The 12,872-nt window shown below is 69.0% G+C and carries 9 protein-coding genes and 1 pseudogene; 3 read left to right on the plus strand and 7 right to left on the minus strand.

Going from position 1 to position 12,872, the window contains the following annotated elements; genetic code table 11:
• Window positions 1-84: 84 nt before the first annotated feature.
• Entirely contained in the window at window positions 85-2,946 is a 2,862-nt protein-coding gene (gene gcvP / locus QN245_RS15570) for an aminomethyl-transferring glycine dehydrogenase (protein ID WP_317843606.1), read from the plus strand.
• 234 nt (window positions 2,947-3,180) lie between these two features.
• Window positions 3,181-5,295 carry a catalase gene (locus tag QN245_RS15575; RefSeq protein WP_317843607.1) on the plus strand — a complete coding sequence of 705 codons (2,115 nt, stop codon included), beginning with the start codon at window positions 3,181-3,183 and terminating at the stop codon, window positions 5,293-5,295.
• A gap of 814 nt (window positions 5,296-6,109) precedes the next feature.
• On the opposite strand, the gene QN245_RS15580 is transcribed toward QN245_RS15575, so the two are convergent.
• From QN245_RS15580 to QN245_RS15600, 5 genes are all read right to left on the minus strand, one after another.
• Window positions 6,110-6,808 carry a glycosyltransferase family 2 protein gene (locus QN245_RS15580; RefSeq protein WP_184644007.1) on the minus strand — a complete coding sequence of 233 codons (699 nt, stop codon included), beginning with the start codon at window positions 6,806-6,808 and terminating at the stop codon, window positions 6,110-6,112.
• Window positions 6,805-7,407, minus strand: a complete 603-nt coding sequence (locus QN245_RS15585) for a class I SAM-dependent DNA methyltransferase (protein ID WP_184644009.1) — start codon at window positions 7,405-7,407, stop codon at window positions 6,805-6,807. Before QN245_RS15585 ends, QN245_RS15580 begins: the two co-directional genes overlap by 4 nt.
• A complete protein-coding gene (locus QN245_RS15590) occupies window positions 7,404-8,174 on the minus strand; it encodes a PIG-L deacetylase family protein (RefSeq protein WP_184644010.1) in 771 nt (256 codons plus the stop codon). The genes QN245_RS15585 and QN245_RS15590 overlap by 4 nt, the downstream gene beginning before the upstream one ends.
• Window positions 8,162-9,142, minus strand: a complete 981-nt coding sequence (locus QN245_RS15595) for an acyl-CoA dehydrogenase (RefSeq protein WP_425612875.1) — start codon at window positions 9,140-9,142, stop codon at window positions 8,162-8,164. Before QN245_RS15595 ends, QN245_RS15590 begins: the two co-directional genes overlap by 13 nt.
• Window positions 9,143-9,348: 206 nt before the next feature.
• Window positions 9,349-10,512 (minus strand): zinc-dependent alcohol dehydrogenase, encoded by a 1,164-nt coding sequence (locus tag QN245_RS15600; RefSeq protein ID WP_160964344.1) that lies wholly within the window; start codon window positions 10,510-10,512, stop codon window positions 9,349-9,351.
• 154 nt (window positions 10,513-10,666) lie between these two features.
• Here QN245_RS15600 and QN245_RS15605 point away from each other — a divergent pair, with 154 nt between their 5' ends.
• Entirely contained in the window at window positions 10,667-11,017 is a 351-nt protein-coding gene (locus QN245_RS15605) for a nucleotide pyrophosphohydrolase (protein WP_317843608.1), read from the plus strand.
• Window positions 11,018-11,390: 373 nt separating this feature from the next.
• On the opposite strand, the pseudogene QN245_RS15610 reads toward QN245_RS15605, so the two are convergent.
• A pseudogene (locus QN245_RS15610) lies at window positions 11,391-11,885 on the minus strand (DUF6496 domain-containing protein); the annotation flags it as partial.
• A 139-nt stretch (window positions 11,886-12,024) separates the two neighbouring features.
• Entirely contained in the window at window positions 12,025-12,597 is a 573-nt protein-coding gene (locus tag QN245_RS15615; protein ID WP_317843609.1) for a phosphatase PAP2 family protein, read from the minus strand.
• Window positions 12,598-12,872 lie beyond the last annotated feature (275 nt).

Consider the following 12,872-nt stretch of genomic DNA (forward strand, 5'->3'; position numbering starts at 1 on the left):
GTCGGTCGTGCCCGCCACAGCGGCCCGACGACGGCCTTGCGCGCGTCCCCGCCTCCTCGTGCCTTCCTCAGCCGGACGACTGCCATGTCTCACACCTCTTCGCTGCGCGACCTCGAACACCACTCGGCTTTCATCGAGCGCCACATCGGCCCGAACGACGCCGAGATCGCGCACATGCTGCGCACCGTCGGCCACGACTCGCTGGAGGCGATGACCGACGCCATCGTGCCGGGCAACATCAAGTCGGCGGCCGCGCTGGCGCTGCCCGACGCCATCACCGAGGAGGAGGCGCTGGCCAAGATCCGCGCCATCGCCGACAAGAACACGGTATTGCGCAGCTTCATCGGCCAGGGCTACTACGGCACCCACACGCCGAAGGTGATCCTGCGCAACATCCTCGAGAACCCGGCCTGGTACACCGCCTACACCCCGTACCAGGCGGAGATCTCGCAGGGCCGCATGGAAGCGCTGATCAACTTCCAGACCATGTGCGCCGACCTCACCGGCATGGAGATCGCCAACGCCTCGCTGCTGGACGAAGCCACCGCCGCGGCCGAGGCGATGACCCTGGCCAAGCGTTCGGCCAAGTCCAGGTCCGACACCTTCTTCGTGCACGACGCGGTGCATCCGCAGACCCTGGAACTGTTGCGCACCCGCGCCGAGCCGCTGGGCATCGTGCTGCGCGTGGGCACGCCGGAGGAAGCGCTGCAGGCCGAATGCTTCGGCGTGCTGCTGCAGTATCCGGACAGCTTCGGCCACATCGGTGATCACAAGGCCTTGGCCGACGCCGTGCACGCGCAAGGCGGCCTGGTCGCGGTCGCCACCGACCTGCTCGCGCTGACCCTGATCGCCGCGCCCGGCGAATGGGGCGCGGACATCGTCGTCGGCAACTCGCAGCGCTTCGGCGTGCCGTTCGGCTTCGGCGGCCCGCATGCCGCGTTCATGGCCTGCCGCGACGCCTACAAGCGCTCGATGCCGGGCCGCCTGATCGGCGTGTCGATCGACGCCGCCGGCAACCCCGCCTACCGCCTCACCCTGCAGACCCGCGAGCAGCACATCCGCCGCGAGAAGGCCACTTCCAACATCTGCACCGCGCAGGTGCTGCTGGCGGTGATGGCCTCGATGTACGCGGTGTACCACGGCCCCGAGGGCCTGGTGCGCATCGCCCGCCGTACCCACCGCCTGGCCGCGATCCTGGCCGCGGCGCTGCGTGGTGCCGGCGTCGCCGTCGGCGAGCGCTTCTTCGACACCCTGCACGTCACCGGCGTCGACGCCGAGGCCATCCACGCCAAGGCGCGCGCGGCCGGCATCAACCTGCGCGCGATCGACAGCACCGCGCTGGGCATCAGCCTGGACGAGACCGCCACCCGCGCCGACGTGGTCGCGCTGGCGCAGCTGTTCGGCGCGCAGGCCGACGTGGACGCGCTCGATGCAGCCACCGCCGACGCGCTGCCGCCGCAGCTGCTGCGCCACAGCACGTTCCTGCAGCACCCGGTGTTCAACACCCACCACAGCGAGCACGAACTGCTGCGCTACATGCGCGCGCTGGCCGACAAGGACCTGGCGATGGATCGCACCATGATCCCGCTGGGCAGCTGCACCATGAAGCTCAACGCCACCGCCGAGATGATTCCGGTGACCTGGCCGCAGTTCGGCGCGATCCATCCGCTGGCCCCGGCCGAGCAGAGCGTGGGCTACAAGCAGCTGATCGACGAACTGGAAGCGATGCTGGTGGAGTGCACCGGCTACGACGCGGTCAGCCTGCAGCCGAACTCCGGCGCGCAGGGCGAGTACGCCGGCCTGCTGGCGATCCGCGCCTACCACCGCGCGCGCGGCGAAGGCCATCGCGACATCTGCCTGATCCCCGAATCGGCGCACGGTACCAACCCGGCCTCGGCGCAGATGTGCGGCATGACCGTGGTGGTGACCAAGTGCGACGGCAACGGCAACGTCGACGTCGCCGACATCCGCGCCAAGGCCGAGAAGTATTCCGAGCGCCTGGCCGCGCTGATGATCACCTACCCGTCCACCCACGGCGTGTTCGAGGAAGACGTGGTGGCGATCTGCGAGGCGGTGCACGCGCACGGCGGCCAGGTCTACACCGACGGCGCCAACATGAACGCCCTGGTCGGCCTGGCCAAGCCCGGCAAGTGGGGCTCGGACGTGTCGCATCTGAACCTGCACAAGACCTTCTGCATCCCGCACGGCGGCGGCGGCCCCGGCGTCGGCCCGTGCGCGGTGAAGGCGCATCTGGCGCCGTACCTGCCGCGCACGCTCGGCGGCGACGGCGACGTCGGCATGGTCTCGGCGGCCAGCTTCGGCTCGGCCTCGATCCTGCCGATCAGCTGGATGTACATCACCATGATGGGCAACACCGGGCTGCGCAAGGCCACCCAGGTCGCGCTGCTCAACGCCAACTACATCGCCAAGCGCCTGGCGCCGTACTACAAGACGCTGTACACCGGCCGCAACGGCCTGGTCGCGCACGAGTGCATCCTCGACATGCGCCCGCTGGAGAAGACCAGCGGCATCGGCGCCGAGGACATCGCCAAGCGCCTGATCGACTTCGGCTTCCACGCGCCGACGCTGAGTTTCCCGGTCGCCGGCACGCTGATGGTGGAGCCGACCGAGAGCGAATCGCAGCATGAGCTGGATCGCTTCATCGACGCGATGATCCAGATCCGCGAGGAAATCGCCGCGATCGAGGACGGCCGCCTGGACCGCGAGGACAATCCGCTCAAGCACGCCCCACACACCGCTGCGCAGGTGACCGCCAGCGAGTGGACCCACGCCTACCCGCGCGAACTGGCCGCGTTCCCGCTGCCGACGCTGAAGCAGCAGAAGTACTGGCCGCCGGTGGCGCGCGTGGACAACGTGTACGGCGACAAGAACGTGATGTGTGCGTGCATCCCGGTGGATGCGTACAAGGAAGACGCGGTGGTCTGAGTCGCGTCGTCGTTCGACGTTGCATCCAAGACCCAGCCTCGCGCGCGAGGCTGGGTTTTTTTATGTGTGCGCGCATCGCGCGCACTGCAGTAGACAAGTGCGTGCCGATGCGGGGCGTTGCACGGCTCGTTCACGCCGCGCCGCCCAGGATCGGGACTTCCGCCGCGCCCGTATCTTCACGCACCGGGCACACCACTGCGACGCCTCTTCTCGCCACGCACCGGAGCACCCCCCATGGCCAGCCGCAAACGCACGCCCAGCGACCCCGCATCGTCCACCGCCCTCGCCTCCACCGCCGCGCCCGCCGACCAGCGCGGCCATGGCGACGAACTGCACCAGCAGGCCGGCGGCACGCATCCGCGGCTCACCACCAACCAGGGCATTCCGGTCGCCGACAACCAGAACTCGCTGCGCGCCACCCCGCGCGGGCCGACGCTGCTGGAAGACTTCATCCTGCGCGAAAAGATCACCCACTTCGACCACGAGCGCATTCCCGAGCGCATCGTGCACGCGCGCGGCAGCGCCGCGCACGGCTATTTCGAACTGACCAAATCGCTGGCCAAGTACACCACCGCAGCGCTGCTCACCGAGGTCGGAGTGAAAACACCGGTGTTCACCCGCTTCTCCACCGTCGCCGGCGGTGCCGGCTCGGTGGACACGCCGCGCGACGTGCGCGGTTTCGCGGTCAAGTTCTACACCAAGGAAGGCAACTGGGACCTGGTGGGCAACAACATCCCGGTGTTCTTCATCCAGGATGCGCTGAAGTTCCCCGACCTGATCCATGCGGTGAAGATGGAACCGGACCGCGGCTTCCCGCAGGCCGCCAGCGCGCACGACACGTTCTGGGACTTCGTCTCGCTGATGCCCGAATCGCTGCACATGATCATGTGGGCGATGAGCGACCGCACCATCCCGCGTTCGCTGCGCATGATGGAAGGCTTCGGCATCCACAGCTTCCGCCTGCTCGATGCGGAAGGCCGCAGCACCTTCGTCAAGTTCCACTGGCGGCCCAAGCTCGGCCTGCAGTCCACGATCTGGGACGAGGCGGTGAAGCTGGCCGGCGCCGATTCGGACTTCCACCGCCGCGACCTGTTCGAGGCGATCCAGCGCGGCGACTTCCCGGAATGGGAACTGGGCGTACAACTGTTCACCCAGGAACAGGCCGACGGTTTCCCGTTCGACCACCTGGACGCCACCAAGCTGATCCCGGAAGAACTGGTGCCGTTGCAGATCGTCGGGCGCATGGTGCTGGACCGCTGGCCGGACAACTTCTTCGCCGAGACCGAGCAGGTGGCGTACTGCCCGGCCAACATCGTGCCCGGCATCGACTTCTCCAACGACCCGCTGCTGCAGGGCCGCCTGTTTTCTTACCTGGACACCCAGCTCAGTCGCCTGGGCGGGCCGAACTTCCACCAGTTGCCGATCAACGCGCCGAAGTGTCCGTTCGCCAACATGCAGCGCGACGGCCACATGCAGATGGGCGTGCCCAAGGGCCGCGTCGCCTACGAACCGAGCTCGCTGCAGGCCGACAGCCCGCGCGAGACGGCGCGCGGCTTCGTCAGCCATCGCACGCCGGCCGAGGACGCCGCCAAGGGCCGCATTCGCGCCGAGAGCTTCGCCGATCACTACAGCCAGGCACGGATGTTCTACCGCAGCCAGACGCCGCCGGAACAGGCGCACGTGGCCTCGGCGCTGGTGTTCGAGCTGTCCAAGGTCGACACCGCGCACGTGCGTGCGGCGGTGGTCGGGCATCTGCGCCATGTCGATCCCAAGCTGGCGCAGCGCGTGGCCGACGGCCTGGGCATGGATGGGTTGCCGCCGGCACCGCCGGCCGCGGTCGCACCGCAGGACCTGCCGCTGTCGCCGGCGCTGCAGTTGATCGGGCGAATGAAGCCCACCCTGCAGGGTCGCGCGATCGGCATCCTGATCGACGAGGGATCCGATGCGAAGGCCGTGCACGAGTTGCGCAAGGCCGCCACCGACGCCGGTGCGGCGGTCAAGATCGTCGCGCCCAAGCTGGGCGGCGCCGTGCTCAGCGACGGCAAGCGCCTGACCGCCGACGGCCAGCTCGCCGGCACGCCCTCGTTCGTGTTCGACGCGGTGGCGGTGGTGCTGTCGGCCGAGGCCGGCAAGCGGCTGAGCAAGGAATCGGCGGCCATCGACTTCGTCAGCAATGCCTTCGCCCACCTCAAGGCGATCGCCGCCGACGCTGGCGCGCAGCCGCTACTGAAGGCCGGCAATGTGCAGAAGGATGCCGGGGTGGTGGAGGCCAGCGACAGCAAGGGCTTCATCAACGCCGCCAAGACCCGGCAGTGGAGCCGCGAGCCGAAGCTGCGCCTGCTGGCCTGAACAAACGCGGCAGTGTCCGCCATGGCGCCGCACGGCGTGGCGCCATGGCGATATCGGTGAGCCAGCCGGAGTCACGGCCCCACTTGCCAGCCCGTGATCCAGTGCGCTGGGATGGCCGCGGTCGACCTGGGGGCACGCGTTCCGGCTAACCACCCGCCTCGGCTACGCGTGCCATGCCGCACAGGCGACCGGCACGACGACGACAAAGATCCCGAACTTGGAGTCGCGTCACTGCACCCGATAGGGGTCCCCGATGCACCCACGAGAGGTCCGAACCGGCTCCCGGGTCGGCTCAACGGCCGCCCGAACATAGCCTGGTCAATTTTTCGCCACCCCTCTTGACACTGTTGTGTCACGGGCCGGCATCGGCCTTATCCACAACCTTATGCAGAAGTCATCCACACCCCCTGTGGACAAGGGGCCGATGGCGCCCTCACCCGACCAGAACAACTAAGTTATTGATTGCTGGTCAAAAAGCCTGTCGAAGACTTGACAAGAAGCTGGCAAACCACTCCAGCACAGCCTGCCGGCGCCAGGCCCGAAGAAAACTTATCCCGAACCTCGAGGCGACGTGTCTACAAAGACGCAAGGTGAAGGAGACGTGAAAACTTCACCCGTTCGCGACGGACGGTTGGCGCCGCCGGCGAGAGCCCTCTGTGACCGTGCCTGGCGCGGCTTTCCGACCGGCAGCATCGGGCTGTGCATGCTGCACTGCGCCACGCTCAGGCAGCGGGTCAGCCCTTGCCGAGCTGGAGTCGCCGGGGCCTTTGCAAGCGCCCAGATGGCACAGGCGCCCGACGCGGCGTTCCAACGCTCAGGCCAGGGCGTCGCCGTCGACCACGGGCAGCAAGGACTCGGCCAAACGGCGCTCCATCTGTTTGAGGTAGTCGCTGAAGCCGCCGCATGCGCGCGCCACGCGGCGCGCGCTGGTGGTCACCACCGGTTGCGCGCGCCGCGCGATCCGCGCCTGCACGCGTACCATCGCCTCCACCAATGCCACGTCCTCGTGCGCCGCCAGCGGCAGGAAGCCACCGCATCGCCGATACAGCTCGGCGCTGAGGCCGAGGTTGGCGCCATGCACGTGCGGATGGTCGTCGTGACGGCATTCGCCGGCCAGGTAGGCATCGCGCAAGCGCGTGCCGTAATCATCCCAGTCGATGACCGTGACGATGCCGCAGAACGCGTCGCTGGCGCACTCCAACTGCGCCGACAGCCAGTTCGCCGGCACCACGGAGTCGGCGTCGGTGCAGGCCAGCCAGCGCGCGCCGGCGGCCAGCGCCGCCTGCGCCGCCGCCGCGCGGGCGCTGCCGACGTTGCCGGTCTGCAGCGCAATGGCGTGCGCCCCATGCGCGGCGACGATATCGGCGGTGCCATCGCTGCAGCGGTCCAGGGCGACGAACACCTGCACCGCCTCGCCGCGCAGACCCGCGCATTGCGCCGCGAGCGCCACCGAGCGCAGGCACGCCCCGATCAGTTGTTCCTCGTCGTGCGCCGGAATCAGCACCGCGATCATCGCAACTGCTCCGCTGCGGCCACCGAGTATGGCGTGGCGCTCCAGGCCTCGAGCAGCACGTCGTCGTCCTCGTAGCGCAACAGCCGCGGCAACCCAAGCGTCTGGGCCAGGCAGGCATGCACGGCACGGCCATCCATGCAGGCCTGGTCAAACGCATGCAGCCAGTGACAGGCGACCAGCACGCCCTGCTCGCTCAGCGAAGCGGCCAAGCGCCGGGCGCACTCCTGCAACCGCGGCAACGGCAGGTAGTAACCGACCTCGCTGAACACGATCAGGTCGAAACGGCCCGCTGGCCAACTACGCGGATGCTCGGCCTGGCGCACCTGCACATGCGCCGCACTGGCGTTGCGCTGGCTGGCCAGGGCCACCGCGCGCTCGGACAGGTCGGTGGCCAGCAACGCATCGCAGCGCGGCGCCAGGGCCGCGGTCAACTCGCCATTGGAGCACCCCAGTTCCCAGGCACGCGCGAAGCGCGCGCGCGGCAGGCTGGCCAGCAACAGGGCGCGCTTGCGCGCTTCGTACCAGCGCTCGCGATAGCCGAACGGATCCTCGTCGCGGTAGAGGGCACCGAAATATTCCTGGACCGGGACCGAGCTCATGCGACAAACACCTCGAAGCGGCGAGCGAAACGTTGCAGGACCTGCGGCGGCAGGATCGGCGCCGGCACCGGCGGGTGTGCGGTGCCCAGTTGCGAGGCGAAGCAGTGCAGCGCCCGTTGCTTGGCCTGCCAGTCGGCATCGCGCAGGGCGTAGCGGACCGCACCGCGCAAGGCCTGCGGCACAGCAGCGTCGGCCTGCAGCCAGTGCCAGGCCCACACCGGGAACTCGACCGTGCGCGCCGCGCTGGCGGCGACCGCATGCCGCACAGCGCGCGCGCTGGCCTCGTGGTCGGGATGGCCATCGTGGCGCCAGGTGGTCAGCACCAGATCGTCCGCCTGCAGGTGCGCCTGCAAGCGTTCGCTCAATACCGCCTCACCCTGGCCGACCTCGCCGTCGGCCAGGCCCAGATGGTGGATCGCGGCGGGATCGACGCCCAGGCAATGCGCGGCCGCGGCCAGCTCGGCGCGGCGCACCGTGCGCAGGCGCTGCGGCGTCCAGTAGGGGTGGTGCGGATAGCAGGCCTCGCCGTCGGTCACCGCCACCAGGTGCACTGGCATCCCCATGCGGCGCGCGCAGGCGATCGCGCCGCCGCAGCCCAGCGCTTCGTCGTCCGGATGCGGCGACACCACCACCAGCCGCGCGGCTCCCGCGATCAGCGCTTCGATCGGACGCTGCGGCAACGCGGCCAGCCAGGGCGAGCGCTGCCACGCCGATTCCGGCGTGCCATCGCCATGGATCTGCGGCCGTGCGGCGCTCACAGCCGCCATGGCTGCACCTGCTCGCCCAATGCCTGGCCCAATGCGGCCCAATCATGCTCGGCATGGCTCTGCCGCACGAACACCGCAAGGTCGGCGCAGCGCATCGCATGTTCGCGGTCGCTGCACAGCGGACCCGGGCCAAGCGCGCGGCCGACGCGATCGAGCACCTCGGTGGCGGCACGCTCCACGAACGAACGCAGCCGGATCACCGCATGCCGATGCGCCTGGTCGGGCGCGGCGTCGATGGCGGCAGCCAGTTCGCGCAACAGCGCGCGCGCCGCGCCGAGGTGCTGGTCGATCACGCCCAGGTGCATCGCCGCATGCGCATCGCGCTGCAGTTTGGAATGCGCGCGCAGGCGCTCGGCTATCGCGCACGCGGCACCGTACCAGCAGGCGGCGATGCCGGCACCGCCATGCCAGAACCCGGGACGCTGCAGGTACTGACCTGGCGCGCCGACCGCGACCGCCGGCACCGCATCAAACGTCACCGGGCCGCTGACCACACGGGCCATGCCGACGGCAGCCCAGGCCTGCGTGTCGATGGCGATGCCGGGCTGGCGCAACTGCACCTGCACCAACTGCTGCCGTTCTGCGTCATGCGCGGTGAGCAACGCCTGATCGACGATGCCGGCACCGGAACACCACGCCTTGCGGCCAAGGACCTCGCCGCGTCGCGCGTCGCCGCGGTACGCCAGACGCGCGTCCGGCGCTTCCGCGGCCCACACGGCAAACAATTGTCCGGACGGCGGCGCCGGCGCGCCGAGTTCGGCCAGGATCGCGAGCGCGTCGTAATGCGCTTCCAGCACCTTGGCCAGGCACACGTCGGCCGCGGCGATCTCGGCGAGGGTGCGCCAGCGGTCCAAGGTGTCGCCCGCGCCAGGCAGCGGCAAGTGTGGATGGCGCGCGAGGACGTGCAAGGCAGCGCCGCGCAGGTCGTCGGCGTCACCGAGGGCAGTGGGGGAAAGCAGTTCGGTCAAGCGAATCCTCTGTACGAAGGCGCCACGCAGCGTCGGCGGTGGCCGCAGCGCAAAGCGCCCGAGATGAAGCCGCGTGCAATCACAGCAGACCGCCTGCGCAGCCAGCGTGTGTTCACCGCGCGGCGGCGTGCACACGCATGAAGCGTTCACCACAGCACGGTGCCATCGCCCCCAGCGATGCGCGGAGGCGATGGCGCTGCGCGGGCCTACGGCGTCAGGATCACCTTGCGGCAGTCCTGCTCCTTCTTGTCGAAGATGGAATAGCCCTGCGCCGCCTCGGCCAGGCTGAGGCGATGGGTGATGATCTCGTTCGGGCGCAGCCGGCCCTCGCCGATGTGTTCCAGCAGTTCCGGCATGAAGCGCTGCACGTGGGTCTGGCCCATCTTGAAGCTCAGCCCCTTGTCGAAGGCGTCGCCGAACAGGAAGCCGTGGATGAAGCCGGCGTACACGCCGGGTACGCTGACGGTGCCGCCACGGCGGGTGGCGGCGATGCATTGGCGCAGCGCGGTGCCGCTGCTGCCTTCCAGCTTCAGCGTGGCCATCACCGTCTCCACCGTGCTGCCCTTGGCCTCGAAGCCCACCGCGTCGATGCTGGCATCCACGCCGCGGCCGTCGGTCTGGCCGACGATGATGTCGGCCGGATCGTCCACTTCCTCGAAGTTCAGCGGGATCACGCCGTAGGTGCGCTGGGCGAAGTCCAGCCGGTACGGATAGCGATCGACCATGAAGATGCGCTCGGCGCCGAGCATGCGGCAGCAGGCCGCGGTCATCAGCCCGACCGGGCCGGCGCCGAAGATCGCCACCGTGCTGCCCTGGCGCACGCCCGCATTGACTGCGGCCTGGTAGCCGGTGGGCAGGATGTCGGAAAGGAACAGCACCTGCTCGTCGTGCAGCACGTCCGGCACCACCAGCGGGCCGACATTGGCCTTGGGCACGCGCACGTACTCGGCCTGGCCGCCGGCGACGCCGCCGTACAGATGGCTATAGCCGAACAGCGCGGCCGGCGGCCGGATGCCTTTCTGGTTCAGCGCCGCGCCCTTGCCGGTGTTGGTCGTCTCGCAAGCGGCGTACTCGGTGAGCCGGCAATGGAAGCACTCGCCGCAGGCGATCACGAACGGGATCACCACGCGGTCCCCCTTCTTCACCCGCTGCACGTCCGGGCCGACCTCCTCGACCACGCCCATGAACTCGTGCCCGAGCACGTCGCCGGTGTGCAGGTCGGGGATCTTGCCGCGGTACAGATGCAGGTCCGAGCCGCAGATCGCGGTGGCGGTGACGCGCAAAATGATGTCGTCGGTCTCCACCAGCACCGGGTCGGGAACGGTTTCCACGCGCACATCCCGGGTGCCGTGATAGGTCAGAGCTTGCATGGGCATTTCCTTTCGTCTGCGAACACGTCCCGCAGTGTCGCTGCCGAGGCCGTGCATCGTCGGTGACCATGCCGTGAGTCCGACGTCGCGACCGCCGCGCATGCATGTACGGCGGCTGCTTTACCATGCGCCATCCCCACTGCGAGCCGATGCCATGCCCGACAGCCTCCACGACCTGCAGGCCGCCCAGCGCGCCTTCGCCGACGCCCGCGACTGGGGTCAGTTCCACAGTCCGCGCAATCTCGCCGCGGCGCTGTCGGTGGAAGCGGCGGAATTGCTGGAACATTTCCAATGGCTGGACGATGCGCAGAGCAAGCAACTGTCTGCAGAAAAAAAGCAACAGGTCGGCAGCGAGATCGCCGACGTGCTGCTGTACCTGGTGCAGTTGTGCGACAAGCTGGACATCGACCCGATCGAGGCTGCGCAGCACAAGATGCTGGTCAACGCCGCCAAGTATCCGGTGGAGCGTGCCAAGGGCCGCATCACAAAGTACACCGAGCTATAAGACACACAGCTAGCCGCGCGGATCGCGGAGGCACCAGACGCGCGGCGCCGGCATGCGCCACCGCGTCATGGGACTGCTAGCTGCCCGAGCGCGAACTGCGCTTGCGCGCCGACGAGGTCTTGTTTGCGCGCTTGCTCGTCGTGCGCTTGCTGGCGGCGCTCTTCTTCGCTGGCGTCTTCCTGACAGCCGACGTTTTTGCCGTCGACTTTTTCGACGCTGTCTTCTTGGATGCCGTCTTCTTCGTCGCAGCCTTCTTTGCCGAAGCAGTCTTGCTCGCCGCCTTCTTGCTCGCCGTCTTCCTGGCCGTCGTCTTCCTGGCCGAGGCGGTCTTCGCCGTACCCTTCTTCGTGGCGGAGGTGTGCGTACCGGCTTGTTTGGCCCGGGTTTGCGCGGCCTTCTTGGCGGCGGTCTTGCGCACCGTCGCGCCCTTGGTCTGCGCCGCCTTCTTCGCGGCGGCCGAGCGGCTGCTGGCACTGCGCTTCTTCGCCGCGCGTTTGGTCTGCGTCGACAGCGCCTCGCTGCCTACGGTCTTGCGCGCGGTCGTGCCCTTGCTGGCGGTCTTGAGCGCCTTCTTGGCACCGCGCGAGCGCGCCGGCGAGGGCTTGCCCTGCTTGCCGCCCTTGGCCTCTTCCTGTGCCACCTTGTTCTTGGTGTCTTTCGACGCGGTCTTCGACGCGCCGGTCTTGACCCCGGCACGGCGCGCCTTGGACAGGCCGATGGCGATCGCCTGCTTGGTCGACTTCACCTGGGTCTTGCCGGCGCGCACGCGATCGATTTCCTCGCGCACGAATTCGCCGGCCTGGGTGGTGCCCGCCTTGCCTTCGCGCTTGGCGCGACGCGCGCGGGTGGTGGTGGATTGCTCCGGCATCGAGACGTCTCCTGAAAGCGGCCACGGCGGCCATCGGCTTCGGGTGTAGCAACGCACAGGTAAAGAGCAGGCATACGACAGGCGAAGCGCGCGTGCATGTACGTGCACGCGGACGAACGTGCGATCAGCCGTCGTGCGATCAGCCGTCGCGACCGCACAGCGCCGGCGAATAGGTCTGGATAGCGTGCTGGATCGGCGCGTGGCGTCCGTACATCAGCACGCCGACCAGGGCGACAGACAAGATCGCATACATGCGCAGGCGAGCAGGCAACTGCGGCGCGCCGCGCCACCGCAGGTAGCAGGCCGTCGTCGCGGCACCAACGACCACGCCGGCCGCGACCTCGGACAGGCTATGCGCCCGTGCGTAGACGCGGGCAATGGCGATCACGCTGGCGATGGCGAATCCGCAGGCCACCGCGAGGCGCGGCCGCGGGCGGGCGCGCAGGCACAGCATGCAGGCCATCGGCCACACGCAGGCGGCGAGCATGGTGTGCCCACTGATCACCCGGAACTGCAGCGCGCGCAGCTCCACGCCGCAGCCGGCATAGAGAATCTTGGTCGCCCCCACCAGGGCCGCGGCGGTCGCCACCAGGCCCAGCCATGTGCCGGCGGCGCGCCAACCGCCGCTGCCCAGCGCCAGCCACAGGGCGCAGACGAGCGCCAGCGGCAGCGTCATCGCTGCGTCGCCGAAATTGCTGATGGCAGACCACATACTGGGGAAAACGTCCTTCGGCGTACGCGTCGTTGGGGCCACCGACGCAGCGCGCCGTGGCCGCCATGATACGGGCGATCGCTGGAACCGGAGGATCGTGGTGCGCAGCGCACGACGGAGGCACAAGCGCGGCCACTGATCCAGCCGCCGCCCTGCGCGTGCCGGCGGTCCCTGAGCCCCGCGTAGGAGCGGCTTCAGCCGCGACGGGCTTTACCGGGAACGCCCATCGCGGCTGAAGCCGCTCCTACAGAACACGTCCCGCCATCATCAGAGGC

Origin of the sequence: Xanthomonas rydalmerensis (genome assembly GCF_033170385.1) — a bacterium.
GTDB classification, from domain to species: domain Bacteria; phylum Pseudomonadota; class Gammaproteobacteria; order Xanthomonadales; family Xanthomonadaceae; genus Xanthomonas_A; species Xanthomonas_A rydalmerensis.

Coding starts and splice junctions, on each gene's coding strand:
- QN245_RS15600 (WP_160964344.1), bottom strand. CDS start 10,512: ATGCAAGCTCTGACCTATCACGGCACCCGGGATGTGCGCGTGGAAACC.
- QN245_RS15590 (WP_184644010.1), bottom strand. CDS start 8,174: ATGGCGGCTGTGAGCGCCGCACGGCCGCAGATCCATGGCGATGGCACG.
- QN245_RS15580 (WP_184644007.1), bottom strand. CDS start 6,808: ATGATCGCGGTGCTGATTCCGGCGCACGACGAGGAACAACTGATCGGG.
- QN245_RS15605 (WP_317843608.1), top strand. CDS start 10,667: ATGCCCGACAGCCTCCACGACCTGCAGGCCGCCCAGCGCGCCTTCGCC.
- gcvP (WP_317843606.1), top strand. CDS start 85: ATGTCTCACACCTCTTCGCTGCGCGACCTCGAACACCACTCGGCTTTC.
- QN245_RS15585 (WP_184644009.1), bottom strand. CDS start 7,407: ATGAGCTCGGTCCCGGTCCAGGAATATTTCGGTGCCCTCTACCGCGAC.
- QN245_RS15575 (WP_317843607.1), top strand. CDS start 3,181: ATGGCCAGCCGCAAACGCACGCCCAGCGACCCCGCATCGTCCACCGCC.
- QN245_RS15615 (WP_317843609.1), bottom strand. CDS start 12,597: ATGTGGTCTGCCATCAGCAATTTCGGCGACGCAGCGATGACGCTGCCG.